This is a genomic window from Parabacteroides distasonis (assembly GCF_004793765.1).
Taxonomy (GTDB): domain Bacteria; phylum Bacteroidota; class Bacteroidia; order Bacteroidales; family Tannerellaceae; genus Parabacteroides; species Parabacteroides distasonis_A.
In genome coordinates this window covers 15,448-30,939 of sequence record NZ_SRYM01000030.1, presented here as the reverse complement: position 1 = coordinate 30,939, position 15,492 = coordinate 15,448, and the positions used below count along the sequence as shown (strand labels likewise).

General features: G+C 42.0%; 7 protein-coding genes and 1 pseudogene. 6 read left to right on the top strand and 2 right to left on the bottom strand.

Going from position 1 to position 15,492, the window contains the following annotated elements:
• Positions 1-66: 66 nt before the first annotated feature.
• Positions 67-1,245, top strand: coding sequence for a site-specific integrase (locus E5342_RS11290; RefSeq protein ID WP_122144498.1), 1,179 nt, complete (start codon positions 67-69; stop codon positions 1,243-1,245).
• A gap of 90 nt (positions 1,246-1,335) precedes the next feature.
• Here the strand turns inward: E5342_RS11290 and E5342_RS11285 are convergent, their stop codons facing one another.
• Both E5342_RS11285 and E5342_RS11280 read right to left on the bottom strand, forming a co-directional pair.
• The gene (locus E5342_RS11285) at positions 1,336-2,865 is read right to left on the bottom strand and encodes a SusD/RagB family nutrient-binding outer membrane lipoprotein (RefSeq protein ID WP_048928381.1); all 1,530 of its coding nucleotides are present in this window, start codon (positions 2,863-2,865) and stop codon (positions 1,336-1,338) included.
• Positions 2,866-2,880: 15 nt separating this feature from the next.
• The gene (locus tag E5342_RS11280) at positions 2,881-6,054 is read right to left on the bottom strand and encodes a SusC/RagA family TonB-linked outer membrane protein (protein ID WP_044545143.1); all 3,174 of its coding nucleotides are present in this window, start codon (positions 6,052-6,054) and stop codon (positions 2,881-2,883) included.
• 691 nt (positions 6,055-6,745) lie between these two features.
• Between E5342_RS11280 and E5342_RS11270 the strand changes: the two are divergent.
• The 5 genes and pseudogenes from E5342_RS11270 to E5342_RS11250 all read left to right on the top strand — a co-directional run bounded on the left by E5342_RS11270 (position 6,746) and on the right by E5342_RS11250 (position 15,427).
• Positions 6,746-9,942 (top strand): annotated as a pseudogene (locus E5342_RS11270) (SusC/RagA family TonB-linked outer membrane protein).
• Between the two features lie 22 nt (positions 9,943-9,964).
• Positions 9,965-11,533 (top strand): SusD/RagB family nutrient-binding outer membrane lipoprotein, encoded by a 1,569-nt coding sequence (locus tag E5342_RS11265; protein WP_135959391.1) that lies wholly within the window; start codon positions 9,965-9,967, stop codon positions 11,531-11,533.
• Between the two features lie 481 nt (positions 11,534-12,014).
• Entirely contained in the window at positions 12,015-13,286 is a 1,272-nt protein-coding gene (locus tag E5342_RS11260; RefSeq protein ID WP_135959390.1) for a replication-associated recombination protein A, read from the top strand.
• 132 nt (positions 13,287-13,418) lie between these two features.
• A complete protein-coding gene (serC, locus tag E5342_RS11255; RefSeq protein ID WP_121735043.1) occupies positions 13,419-14,486 on the top strand; it encodes a 3-phosphoserine/phosphohydroxythreonine transaminase in 1,068 nt (355 codons plus the stop codon).
• A gap of 17 nt (positions 14,487-14,503) precedes the next feature.
• Positions 14,504-15,427, top strand: a complete 924-nt coding sequence (locus E5342_RS11250) for an NAD(P)-dependent oxidoreductase (RefSeq protein ID WP_005855649.1) — start codon at positions 14,504-14,506, stop codon at positions 15,425-15,427.
• Positions 15,428-15,492: the final 65 nt, after the last annotated feature.

Here is a 15,492-nt window from a genome sequence, read left to right as displayed (position 1 = left end):
TGCTACAAAGAACTTATTATTGTTCCTTCGTGTTTACAATCAGATAATAATAAATGTATCAGTACCATGGAAAAAGTAATTTATAACTTAGTGTTTAATCGAAAAAAGCAACTGAATGCGGAAGGAAAAGCTTTGATTCAAGTAGAGGCCTATCTGAATAGGCAAAAGAGGTATTTTTCAACGAAGGTTTATGTGAAACCTTGTCAATGGGACAACAAAAGACGTTCCATAAAGAATCATCCGAATATGGATGCGTTAAACCTGTATCTTCAGAACTATGTTATGGAGTTGGAGAGAGATGAGCTGGAGAAGAGACAAGCGAATAACGGTTTTTCGTTGAAGGATCTGCGTGAGGAGACCTCTTCGACATCTACGTCTTCCTCTTTTCTTGTTTTCATGCGTGAGGAGATTTTACATAGTAATTTAAAAGAATCGACGTTAAAAAACCATTTGTCCACTTTGCATGTTCTATCCTTATACAAGAAGGACGTTCTGTTTAAGGATATTAATTTCAATTTCTTATGCGATTTTGAATATTTTTTATTGAAGCAGGAGTATCATCGAAATACGATCGCTAAACATATGAAGCATTTGAAACGATATATCAACTTGGCGATTAATAAGGAGTTGTTCGAGTTGCACAAATATCCATTTCGGAAATATAAGATTAAATATCAAGAGAGTAAGCGTACTCATTTAACGCCTGAGGAGTTAGGTCGTTTGGAAAACTTAAAGCTGGATGGGCAGCGTACATTGCGCCGGTGTCTGGATATGTTTTTATTTAGTTGCTACACGGGATTACGTTTCTCAGACATAGTAAGTATAACGAAAGAGAACTTTTTGATTATTGATGATAAGGTTTGGCTGGTTTATTCATCGGTGAAGACAGATGTGAGTGTCCGTTTGCCGCTATTCCTCTTGTTCGAGGGTAAATCTTTACCTATCTATGAGCGATATAAGAATGCGCCGAGAACCCTGTTTGGTGTTCCCTTATCCTCTAATTCAAACGTGAATAAGCAATTACGCCGAATCAGCCAATTGGCAAGTATTGATAAGAAGGTATCTTTTCATACGGCTCGGCATACAAATGCTACCTTATTATTATATAATGGAGCGAATATAACTACGGTACAAAAGTTGTTAGGGCATAAAAGTGTTCGTACTACCGAGATCTATAGCAATATCATGGATATGACGATTGTCCGCGATCTTGAGAAGATTGAGACACGATTGAAGTTCGGCTAGAATGTGGATTTATAAGAAAGGAGAAAAATATCATTAAGATATTCTTCCCCTTTTTTGAATGTTGTCACTCGTTATGCTTTTATATATTGATTAGCGAGTTCCGCCAGCCCACCATACGTTTTCGGTAAACACATACTGACCATCACCATAAGCAGCTTGTATATTAGGATTAGTCGTAGTATCATCATTACCATACGGACATCTTAACGGGAACTTACCCGGATTTTGCAAGCCATAAATATCCTCACCCAAGCTCTTCAAACGACGTACGTCATTATAGCACTCGGTAGACTCTCCATCTGCGTTCCAGAAAGAAATATATTTCTGAATCATCGTCTCTTTCAAAGGATTAGCATCGAATAAGGGAGCGACATTCTCATCAAAGTAAGAAGCGGCCTCCTCCGGTGTCACCTCGTTTGTTACATTCAAGAAACCTCCCCAATAATCAGAAGCGAGGGCAGACTTGATATTAACCTCCATATTAGCCATACCTGCGACAACAGCCTCTTTCAACACTGCTTTTGCCTCATCCTTACGATTTAAACGACACAAAGCCTCTGCCTTCAAGAACAATACCTCATGATAACTTAAGATGTGAGTCGGAGCGGTTTGAGCTGCACAGAACATGGAAACAGTATATTCTAACTGACTTTGCACTAAATCACCATTATGAGCAAGATTCAATAATGGATCATCCTTAGAAGCAATCATCGTTTGGCTGTTAGCCTCTACATAGCAACGTCTGATACGTGGATCATTACGCTCATTCAATTTATCAAACATACTTCGGCTGGCTACCTCACCTAAACGAGAATAGAATACTCCGAAAAATGGGTTGATATTAACACCCACACCATACATAGCATAGCTACATTGCTCGGCTGCCGAGGTGTACGACTTGGAAACATAATCCAACACCTTTTCCATATCGCTCTTAACATCAGCGCTACGTCCCATCAAGCGCATTGTATAACGAGCCTTCAAGCCATAAGCTGTCTTTAGCCAAGCCGAAGCGTCACCTTTATAAATCAAATCTTGATTAGACAGGCTCGTCAGATCTGATTTCTGAAGATCTTCAATTGCGGCATCCACATAGGCCATGATATCCTTATAAATCTCCTCTTGTTTATCGATAGCGGGAGTCATAGATACTGTATAGTCACAAGCCTCTTTCCAAGGTGTATCACCATACATATCTGTCAAGATCGCCAAATTGTAAGCTACGAAAAGTTCCGCAATGCCTTTTGTTATGAAGTTCTGCTCTTCTTCTGCGATTTTGACTGAGGTCAAAGCATCTTTCAGTGTCGAATAGGTTCCCCCCCATGAGTTATTAAAGGTAGAAGCCGATGTACAAGAAGAACGGGTTTCCGCATAGTAGAATTGATTATGCGAACCTGTCTCATGTTCCACATACATACCACCATATAAATTGAAATCGCCGCTAACCACGCTAAACGCAGTCGAAGTCATGACATCCGTAAGGATCATCTTTGCGGGAACTGCTGTGGTATGATTATGATCTTTGTTGATCTCATCCATCTTATCCTCAGAGCAAGAGACCAAGGCTGCGGTGAAAACAACTCCCGTCAATAATTTTTTTGAGATATTTTGAAGTTTCATCTTTTGTTTCCTTTATTAGAATTTCACATTTAAACCGAAGCCATAGCTCGAAGCACCCGGCATAGAAAAGCGCTCGAAGCCACCGCCCATATTATTATTACCTTGAGAAGCCTCAGGATCCAAACCTTTCAACTCAGACCAAAGAATGATATTTCTGGCAAAAACATTTAAGTTCACGTTGATTCCATTCTTATCCCATATTGGATAACTAACGGACAACTCACGTAGTTTCAAGAAACCACTGTCATAGATACCAGCTTCGGAAATAAGCGTCATGCGGTCATAATATGATAAAGCGTCTTCGCCTTTGATATCTATGTCATTAGCTACATAGGAACCATCTTCCAACTGCTTTACAGCCGGATGACTAAAACGGAAAGTCTCGGCCGTACGACTTTCAACAGACTCCATACTTGTACCATAATAGTTCAACGTGTTCAATGTACCGCTATACATCTGTCCACCACATTTCCAATCGAACGTAGCACCGATACGGAATTTGTAGATCTCAAAATTAGTATTGAAACCCAAGAGGAAATCCGGGGAAACCTTACCGATCACACCCTCACTACCGATCTGAGGCAAGCCATCTTCGTCTACGACAATGTCACCGTTGTCATTACGCAAGAAAGTCGTACCATAGATTACAGGGAATTTATCGCCAATATTCGCACGTACCTGCGGATCAACGAAACCTCCCAAGAAAATACTCTCTACACCCGGAGCCAGCTCATCTACGTAGTTATCGATCTTAGAGAAGTTAAATGCCATATCCCATTTAAAATTCTTCGTATTGATCGGATTGATTCCCAACGTAATCTCATGAGCGTTCGTATGGATAGCGCCACCATTGGTTACTAATTCTGCAGAGCCTGTAGAACCAGCCAAAGGAACCTCAAATATCTGATCTTTCACATTCTGCCGAGAGAAGGTATAGTTCAATGAGAACAGACCATTCAAGAAGGTCAAATCCACACCTAACTCATAAGACTTCGTGTTCTGAGGTTTCAAATTCGGATCATACACACGAGCATATGGAGTGAACGCCGTAATTCCACTCATAGGATATTGTATAGGCGTAGAACCATAAAAACCACCACCGTAAACAGGTGTAGTATAATAAGAATCATAATAATCTCCAGCCTGTCCTACTTCGGCGTAAGAAGCACGTAATTTACCATAAGTCAAGACATTATTCTTCAATGGTTCTAATTCTGTGAAAATCCAGCCCAAGGAAACAGATGGATAAGTGAATGAGCGGTTGTTACGAGGCATATTAGATACGATATCGTTACGAACAGTTGCGTTGAAGTAAACCATGTTAGCGTAAGACAATGAAATGCTAGCAAAGTTACCAACTGTGCGTTTCCGGCGTAATGACTCGGATGCTACCATAGTTGTAGCATTATCTATATGATTCCAACCCGGGAAGTTATAGTTCGCTCCATAAGACTCGTAAAATTTCCGCTGATTCTCTACCAATTCATTACCAACAAGGGCATCGAACAACCAATCTTCATTGATATTCCAAGTATATGCAGCGGTCAACAAAGAGTTCAACTCCGTGATTGAATATCCATAGTGATCAATCTCTCCATAACCATTTGCATGTCCATAACCCCAAGAATCCGTATAATTAGTCGTATAAGAGTCCACACCCAATTGATACTTGACATCCAATTTGTGATTATCGGTATTGAACTTCGTAGAATATTTCAAATAAGTATTTCCAAAGAAACGTTGTGAACGTTCCAAGAACTCGTTGTTATCTACCGCCCAATAAGCTCCGTCAAAACCTGATGTGCTACGGAATGTATTTTGTGTATACGGGTCACCCTCAACATGACTTGGGATACCGGCTAAATCGTAGCTAGAAGGAGCTCCGTAAACAGTAGCTAAGATTCCATTATTGGCACTAGACTGCTTGCTGATCTTCGAATTTACATAGGTACCGTTAAATCCAGTAGACCAGTTCTTGTGTAATTGAGCTTCGGCACTCATTTTTGCGTTGTATCGGTCCATGCCTGTATTTGGAATAATACCATCTTGCGTAGTATTACCGATCGAGAAGGAATAGTTACCTTTATCAAAAGCTTGAGCTACATTCACGGAGTTACTCCATGTCGTACCCACGTTGAAGAAATCCTTGATATTGTCGTAAGCTTGTGGTTGAGCCCAAGGGTCTAATCCCGCAGCGGCCCGCTGAGGTACATAATACATACCTTCATGCTTACCATATTGCTTGGTAAACTCATTATCCGTATTTCCTCCATAAGTCGGATCGTTAGGCAATTCGCTGATTAGTGGTCCCCAAGAAGTTGAAGCATACGGGCTATACTTGCCATTTGTACCCTGCGCATACACTTTTTGGTATTCAGGCATCGTTGAAACCTTATCAAAAGATAAGCTGGTATTAAAAGCGACCTGAGGTTTACCTTTACGGGCTCCCTTTCCACTTTTGGTCGTAATGACAATTACTCCATTTGTTGCACGCATACCATACAAGGCAGATGCGGCCTGTCCCTTTAATATATTAATGCTTTCAATATCGTTTGGATCGATATCCACCGCACGAGATGCAAAGTCCGTACCGGAAACAGAACTACCGGTGTCCACATCAGCCGTTGAAGCGACAGGCATACCGTCAATCACATACAAAGGAGTATTATCCCCTGTAAAAGATCTGGAACCACGAATCGTGATCTTAGAAGAGGCACCCGGCATACCGGAAGAAGGAGAGATCTCCACTCCAGAAACCTTACCTTGTAATGCGCCAGACAAACTAGTATTAGCTCCTTTCGTCAACTCATCCGCTTTCACATCTTGAACCGCATAACCTAAAGCTTTCTTTTCCTTTGAGATACCCATAGCCGTAACCACGACTTCATCCAAGTTCTGGGTATCGGCTAATAGTTTTACATTTACATTAGAAGTGGCCGCAACTTCTTGAGATTTCATACCGATGTATGAAATAACCAATTGTTTACCATTCGCAGGTACTTCTAGTTCAAAGTTTCCATCAAAATCCGTGACTGTTCCCACGGTTGTCCCTTTTACGATAATAGAGGCACCGATCACCGGCTCTCCATCTTCCCCAATTACCTTACCGGTAACCTTCGAGGTCTGTGCTGAAACCACACCTGCACTCAATGCAAGAAATAGTAGCACAGAAGTCAACTTTTTCTTCATAAACACACTTATTTATTAACTATATACTTAAAAATGTTTTCTCTGCATTTTAATGGTTGATTAACTAAGTTCATACAGAACTACTCCATTTTATGTTTTACGACATACCTATTAAATGAAAAACGGTTGCAAAACTATAAATTATACCTGAAAAAAACAACAAATTATTATTATTGTGATATATTTCCTTTGTTTTCTTAATTGTTAAATCTGTCAATTTGCAATATAACCACTGTCTAAATCGACTCAGGTGACATGATCGTATCACAAATCAATGAGTTATCGCTGCCGATAGTTTCTTTTTGACAAATAAAAAAATTATTTTTATCTTAATTTTATCGTAACAAATAGTGAGCTTACTCTTTATAGGCATGATATTGGACTTGATATCAACTTATTCTGGATATTTTATAGCATATAGCTTATCACTAAAAATATTTACAACTTTATTTTATGTAGATATTTGTGAAAAACGGCTGGCTTTTCTTATCCTCCCAATATGGCTGATAAACAATATCTCTCAAATCCAATATATTTATTACAGAATTTTAATAGATCTAAACTTATATGATAATTTTTTTTCATATGACTACACTAAATAAAATATTGAAAATTGGTAGTTCTGTATGAACTATAGTCCACGAAAGCTTAATTGAATTTCTAGTTTAGTTTAAATAAAAAGAATGTGTCTATGAAGAAAAAGTTGACTTCTGTGCTACTATTTCTTGCGATGAGCGTAGGAGTAGTTTCGGCACAGACCTCGAAGGTTACCGGTAAGGTAGTCGGAGAAGATGGTGAGCCGGTGATCGGTGCGTCCATTATCGTAAAAGGAACGACTGTGGGAACAGTTACGGATTTTGACGGTAATTTTACTTTGGATGTTCCTAGTGATGGTAAGCAATTAGTTATTTCATACATCGGTATGAAATCCAAGGAGGTAGTTGTGTCTCCCAATGTAAATGTAACATTGATGTCTGATACCCAAAACTTGGATGAGGTCGTGGTTACGGCTATGGGTATCTCAAAGGAAAAGAAAGCTTTAGGTTATGCCGTGCAAGATGTAAAATCGGATGAGTTAACACAAGGTGCTAACACTAGTTTGTCTGGGGCTTTGCAAGGTAAAGTATCCGGTATCGATATCGCTTCCTCATCGGGTATGCCAGGCGCATCTTCCAAGATCATGATCCGTGGAGCCCGTTCATTTACAGGGGATAACTCTCCTTTGTATGTGATCGATGGTATGCCGATCGCATCTACGGCGGATGTTAATACGGATACGATGAATAATGGTAGCGTTAGTGGAGCTGACTATGCGAACCGTGCCGTAGACTTAGATCCGAACGATATCGAGAGTATCAACATTTTGAAAGGACAAGCCGCTTCTGCGTTGTATGGTATGCGTGCTTCTAATGGAGTGATCGTTATTACTACAAAGAGCGGAAAAGGTGCTCGTAAAGGAAAACCTCAGATCTCATTCAACACGAATCTTGCGTTTGATAAGGTTTCTACATTACCTGAGTTACAAACTGAATATGGACAAGGTAATGAAGGTGCTTATAACCCATATTCGGGATTTAGCTGGGGACCGTCTATCTCTGACTTGGCGAATGATCCTGTATATGGCGGTAATGTACAAAATGAATATACGAAAGGTGGATTGCATAATGGACAATACTATGTGCCTCAGCGTGCTGCGGCAGGATTGGATCCATGGGCTACTCCCCAAGCTTATAATAATGCGAAGGATTTCTTCCAGACTGGCGTTACTTGGAGTAACTCCGTGAATGTAGCTCAGTCTTTCGATAAAGGAAACTATTCATTCTCTTTGGGTAATACGACTTCTGATGGTATCGTTCGTTCTACGGGAATGGATCGTTATAACGTGAAGCTGTCGGGTGAGGCACAATTGCATGATAACTGGACGACTGGTTTTAACGGAAACTTCGTGACATCAAAGATCAAGAGCAAGGAACCGCTAATGACGGTGTTACCGCTACGGTTTATACGGCTCCTATCAGTTATACTATGGCGGGCATACCTTCCCATATCGAAGGTGATCCTTATACTCAGAATACGTTCCGTGAGAACTGGATCGATGATGGAAACTGGGCGTGCGACAATAATAGCTTTACGGAGAGATCTCAACGTTTCTTCGGGAATGCGTTCTTGAAGTATTCTACTAAATTTGGTACGGACAATCATAAATTGGATGTGAAATACCAAATTGGTGATGACGCTTATACGACCAATTACTCTGATATTTACGGCTACGGTACAACTGGTTATACGAATGGTTATGCTAGCGAATACGGTTTTACGGTAAATGAGATGAACTCATTGTTGACGTTTACGTATAACTGGAATATCAATGAGGACTTCGTATTCGATGCTTTGTTGGGTAATGAGCTTGTAGATAAGCGAATCAGTAATACTCAAGCCGTGGGATATAGCTTCAACTTCCCGGGCTGGAACCATTTGAACAACGCTTCTGTATTTAACAGCTCTCATGAGTATAAGAGAAAACGTACGGTAGGTAACTTCGCTAGCTTATCTTTGGCTTGGAAGAATATGCTTTATTTGAATGTTACGGGACGTAACGATATCGTGTCTTCTATGCCGAGAGATAACCGTTCGTTCTTTTATCCTTCCGTATCCCTTGGATGGGTATTCACGGAAGTGGAAGCCTTGAAGAATGATATCTTGACATTTGGTAAGATCCGTGGCTCTTACGCAGAGGTAGGTATGGCAGGAGAATATGTGCCGTCTTATTATTATACGCCAGGTTATGGTGGTGGTTTCTTCCAGGGAACACCTATTATGTATCCGATTAATGGAAATATGGCGTATATTCCTTATTTCGTGGTTTATGATCCGAACTTGAAGCCTCAGAACACGAAGTCTTATGAGCTTGGTGCTGACTTGACTTTCTTGAATGGTTTAGTTTCATTGAATTATACGTATTCTCGTCAGAACGTGAAAGACCAAATCTTCGAGGTGCCTTTGGCTGGCTCCACAGGTGCTTCCAGTATGATGATGAATGGTGGAAAGATGCACTCAAACGTACATGAGATTACATTAGGTATCTCTCCGGTTGATACGAAGAATTTCAAGCTGGACTTCGCTTTTAACTTCTCAAAGATCGACAATTATGTAGACGAGTTGGCTCCGGGCGTAGAGAGCATTATGTTGGGTGGTTTCGTGACTCCTCAAGTACGTGCAGGTATCGGCGATAAATTCCCGGTAATCTATGGTGTTGGTTACAAACGTGATGGCGAAGGACGAATTGTCGTAAACGAAAAAGGTATACCAGAGGCTGGTGAGACCCAAGTAATCGGTAAGGTTTCTCCTGATTTCCGTTTGGGTTTCAATACGAATATCGAGTTGTATAAATTCCGTTTGGCTGCTGTATTTGACTGGAAGCAAGGTGGACAAATGTATAGTGGTACGGCTGGTGAGACGAACTTCTACGGTACAAGTAAGTTATCTGGAGAGGTTCGTAAGAGTGATAAATATCATTTTGACTATGCTGCTGTTGAACAGAAGGGCGTAGATGCGGATGGTAAACCTGTCTATGTTCCCTATACGGGTGGAGTGAAAGGATCAGATGCAGAGGAGTATTTCAAAAGCGTGAGGGGCATTGACGAAGCCTATGTCTATGACAACTCGTTCTTGAAATTGCGTGAACTTTCATTGTCATATCCTGTATATAAGAAAGATAACTTGAATGTAAACGTGAATGTTTTCGCCCGTAATATCATTGTATGGTCTGAGATAAAAGGCTTCGATCCGGAGGCTACTCAAGGAAATAACAATATGGCTGGCGCTTTCGAGCGTTTCTCCTTACCGGGTACATCTAGCTACGGTTTTGGTGTCAACGTAAATTTCTAATTTATAAAGAAGACAGATATATATGAATACAATAATAAAATCATTTAAAGGGTTGGCTGTTATGTCGGCCGTATCCTTGGCATTGGCTGGATGTTCCGAGGATGTAATGGATCGGATTAACCAAGATACGAGCCATACAAATAGCGTGGATGGCAAATTTATCTTGGCCGACTTGATTACTTCTACTGCATTTTCCAACGTTAGCGGAGACTTCAATACCTATTCATCTTCCTACGTGGAATATGAAGTGGGTATCGAAAACCAGTTATATAACGCGGAAATTCGTTTGAATGAGCCTTCTGCCTCTTCTACGTTTGAGAATGCGTGGGGAAATGTTTATACAAGCTTGAAGAACGCTCGTGTTATTATCGGTCAATGTCAAGAAGGTAAGCGTGATGAGGGAAATTTAGTGACGAGAGGTATCGCTGAGGTCATGGAAGCTTACAATGGCGCTCTATTGGCGGATATATTTGGAGATACACCTTATAGTGAAGCTTCTTTATTGGATGAGAATGGCTCACCGGTGAATATGAATCCTAAAATAGATAAGCAAGAGGAGATTTATGTCTCTATAATGGCCTCCTTGGACAAGGCGATCGAGGATTTGAATCAGTCTGATCGTTCACCGGTTGGTACGTATGATTATTTGTATAATGGAGATGCCAAGAAATGGATTAAATTCGCTTATGGTTTGAAGGCTCGTTATACGATGCGTCTGATCAATCGTTCCACGGATAAGCAAGCTGACTTGAATAAGGTTTTGGACTATGTATCAAAATCTTTTACTTCTGCGGATGACGAGGCTGCATACGCTGTCTATGATGCGAATAATATCAACCCATTCTTTGGTTACTTCGATTCTCGCGCTGGTTTTGCCAATAGCCAGAGCTTGACGGACAAGTTGATTGAGCGTAAAGATCCTCGATTGGAAAGAGTGATGCTTTCTCCTACTACGGCTGACAAGAAACGCGTACAGGTTACAGGCTCTGCTGATAAGAACTTAGTTCCGGCCCCGAATGGTACTCCTGAGCAGAATATGCAGAAATATGGTGTTTCCGCCTTTGTATACTCAAACACGGCTCCTACGATGTTGATGAGTTATCATGAGTTGAAATTCTTGCAAGCTGAGGCGTTATGTCGCTTAAACCGTACGTCTGACGCCGAGAAAGCGTTGAAAGAGGCGGTAGCTGCCGGAATCGCAAATGCTGAAAGAAGTGTCTCTTCTGCTATCACTTATATGGGTAGCAAAATGGTCGTGAATTCAGAAAAAATGACAGAGGAGACGGCCAATACATATTTCGATAACCAAGTTAAACCGCTGTTTGCTGTAAATCCTTTGAAAGAGACCATGATCCAGAAATATCTGGCTTTGTGGGGAGCATCGGGAGAGGCTACCGAGACTTTTAATGATATCCGTAGAATGAAAGGATTAGGAGAGAATTTCGTGACATTGGCGAATGCGAAAAAATTCCCTCTTCGTATGCCTTATGGTAATAGTGACGTGGTATCAAATCCGGAAGTAAAAGCCGCTTATGGCGACGGTCAATACGTATATTCAGAGCCTGTATGGTGGGCTGGCGGAACTCGCTAATCTAACATATATAATATAATGTATAGGGTGCCTCTCCGATTATGGAGGGGCATCTTTTTTTGTTATATATCTTACATGTTTTGATAGCTTCCCTTATCCCATTTCCTTGGAAGGCTTATTGGTTTTATATGGAAATATAGATCATCTAACAATTGGTGCATGATCATCTAACAGTCGTTGCATGATCATGCACCAACTGTTGGACGATCATGCACCAGCTGATAGATATTTAATGCTTCAAGAAAAAAGGTATAATGTGTTAAGAAGATATCGCTAAAAGTACGGGATAAAAAGGATAGGGAACTAAGGGAATGTTAAATTTTTATTGTCATAATGTTAGTATATTATATGGGTAAAAGTGTGTTTGTGATGATTGCTCTTTCATTATGTTACTATTTCCTGTTGTTTAACATTCTTTTTATACGATAAATTTCTTGACTTATCCTTTGAAAAGTAAATAAAATGTCCGACTTTTGCTTCCATGATGAGTCAACCATTAGCAGAGAGATTACGTCCGAAGACGTTGGATGATTATATCGGACAGAAGCACCTGGTAGGCCAGGGAGCCGTGTTGAGGAAGATGATTGATGCGGGACGGGTTCCCTCTTTTATATTGTGGGGGCCGCCGGGAGTCGGGAAGACTACCTTAGCGCAGATCATAGCGAATAAGTTGGATGCGCCTTTTTATACGTTAAGCGCGATCAGTTCGGGAGTGAAGGACGTGCGGGAGGTGATAGAGAAGGCCAAGAGCAACCGCTTCTTCAATACGGTATCGCCGATATTGTTTATTGATGAGATACACCGATTCAGTAAGTCGCAGCAAGACTCATTGCTGAACGCCGTGGAGACGGGCGTGGTGACGCTGATTGGGGCAACCACGGAGAATCCCTCGTTCGAGGTAATCCGTCCTTTGTTATCCCGTTGTCAGGTGTACGTGTTGAAATCGCTGGACAAGAATGACTTGCTTACGCTATTGCATAAGGCGATCGCCGAGGATGTCGTTCTGAAGGATAAAAACATAAGGCTGACGGAAACGGATGCCATGTTACGTTACTCGGGAGGAGATGCCCGGAAGTTGCTGAATATTCTGGAACTGGTGGTGTCTGCCGAGGAGAGTGACAATATTGAGATTCTGGATGAGAAGGTAGTGGAGAGGTTGCAGGAGAACCCTGCGGCGTATGATAAGGGAGGGGAGATGCATTACGATATAATCTCCGCTTTTATCAAGTCGATCCGGGGTAGCGATCCCGATGGCGCCATTTACTGGCTCGCCCGTATGGTGGCCGGGGGAGAAGACCCTGAGTTTATCGCACGGCGGTTGGTGATCTCCGCTTCTGAGGATATCGGATTGGCGAATCCGAATGCGCTTTTGCTGGCGAACGCATGTTTCGATGCCTTGAAGAAGATCGGCTGGCCGGAGGGCCGGATCATTCTGGCCGAGACGACCGTTTATCTGGCTTGCAGCCCGAAAAGTAATTCGGCCTATATGGCGATCAACGACGCTTTGGCACTTGTTAACCGGACTGGGAATTTACCCGTACCGCTTCATTTACGCAATGCGCCTACCAAATTAATGGCTGAATTGGAGTATGGCAAGGAATATAAATATGCGCACGACTACGAAAATCATTTTGTAAAGCAAGAATATCTTCCGAAGGAAATTTTGGGCGAACGTTTGTGGAAGGGACAGGAAAATCCGGCCGAACACAAACTAATTGAGCAAATGAGGCGTCTTTGGGGAAATCGTTTTTAATTGACATATTCTGATTGTAAATTAAAAAATGCTCGAAAAGTGTCGGCAAATGAGGAAAAATAGTTACATTAGCCGCCTGTTTTTGAAAAAATAGTTACTTTATTTATAATAACATTCTAAAAAGACATTGGTATGAAGAAGCACAATTTTTATGCAGGTCCTTCTATCTTGAGCGAGTATACAATTAAGAATACAGCCGCTGCGGTAGAAAATTTTGCGGGTATGGGGTTATCACTTCTTGAGATCTCTCATAGAAGTAAGGAGTTTGTAGCCGTAAACGACGAAGCACGTGCGTTGATCAAGGAATTACTGGATGTTCCGGCAGGCTATGAGGTTGTATTCATGGGTGGTGGCGCCAGCATGCAGTTCTGTATGGTTCCTTACAATCTGTTGAATAAGAAAGCCTCTTATTTGGATACCGGCACATGGGCTTCGAACGCTATCAAGGAAGCTAAGTTGTTTGGGGAGGTAGATGTTGTCGCTTCTTCCAAAGACAAGAACTATACTTACATCCCGAAGGGTTATGCGATCGCTGATGACTCGGATTATTTCCATTTTACTTCTAATAATACGATTTACGGAACAGAGATGCGTAAGGATCCGGATGTGAAGCAACGTTTGGTTTGCGATATGTCTTCCGATATTTTCTCTCGTCCGATCGATATTTCCAAATATGATATTATCTATGCGGGTGCTCAAAAGAACTTGGCTCCTGCCGGCGTGACTTTGGCTATCGTTCGTGTGGACGCTTTAGGGCATGTAGACCGTCCGATCCCGACCATGTTGAACTATGCTACCCATATTAAAAAGGATTCCATGTTCAATACACCTCCTGTATTGCCTATTTACGCGGCTTTACAGACCTTGAAATGGTATAAGGAACAAGGAGGTATCGCCGCTATGGAGAAGAAGGATCTTGAGAACGCAGCGATCTTATACGATGAGATCGATCGCAATAAGTTGTTCCGTGGTACGGTAGCAGAGGAAGATCGTTCGATCATGAATGTTTGTTTCGTGATGAATGATGAGTATAAGGAGTTGGAGGATGAGTTCTGTAAATATGCTACTGCCGCTGGTATGGCAGGTATCAAGGGACACCGTTCTGTAGGTGGTTTCCGTGCCTCTCTTTATAACGCAATGCCGAAGAGCAGCGTGGAGGCTTTGGTTGCTTGCATGAAAGAGTTCGAGAAACAACATTAATCAAGGAGGATTCAGACATGGCAAAGATATTAGTTGCTACAGAGAAACCTTTCGCCGCTGTCGCTGTGAAAGGCATCCGAGAGGTAGTGGAAGGCGCTGGTATGGAACTGGCTCTTTTGGAGAAATATACAGAGAAGGCGCAATTGCTGGATGCGGTTAAGGATGCCGATGCCGTGATTATCCGTAGCGATAAGGTGGACGCTGAGGTATTGGATGCCGCTAAGAACCTGAAGATCGTGGTTCGTGCCGGTGCGGGGTATGATAACGTGGACTTGGATGCGGCTACTGCCCATAAGGTATGCGTGATGAATACGCCGGGACAAAACTCTAACGCAGTCGCCGAATTGGTATTCGGTATGTTGGTGTATGGGGTTCGTAATTTCTATAACGGAACTTCCGGAACAGAGTTGAAAGGAAAGAAATTGGGTATCTTGGCTTATGGAAACGTGGGTCGTAACGTGGCTCGTATCGCTAAAGGCTTCGGAATGGAGGTTTACGCTTACGACGCGTTCTGTCCGGCTTCCGTGATTGAGGCCGATGGTGTGAAGGCTGTGGCTTCTACGGCGGACTTGTTCAAGGCTTGCCAAATCGTCTCTTTGCATATTCCGGCTACAGCTGAGACGAAGGGTTCTATCAATTTCGAGTTGATGAATTCCATGCCGAAGGGAGCTATAGTAGTGAATACGGCTCGTAAGGAGGTGATGGATGAGGCTGGCCTCGCTAAGATGTTGGAAGAGCGTCCGGACTTCAAGTACTTGACAGATATTATGCCCGCTATCCATGCGGAATTGGCCGAGAAATATGCCGGTCGTTATTTCAGCACCCCGAAAAAGATGGGTGCCCAGACCGCCGAGGCTAATATCAACGCTGGTATCGCCGCCGCCAAGCAGATCGTTGATTTCTTGGTGAATGGCAATGAAAAGTATCGGGTTAATAAATAAGAATATCCGGTTGTAGAGACGGGGCACGCCCCGTCTTTACATTGATACATAAACCAATTAGATTT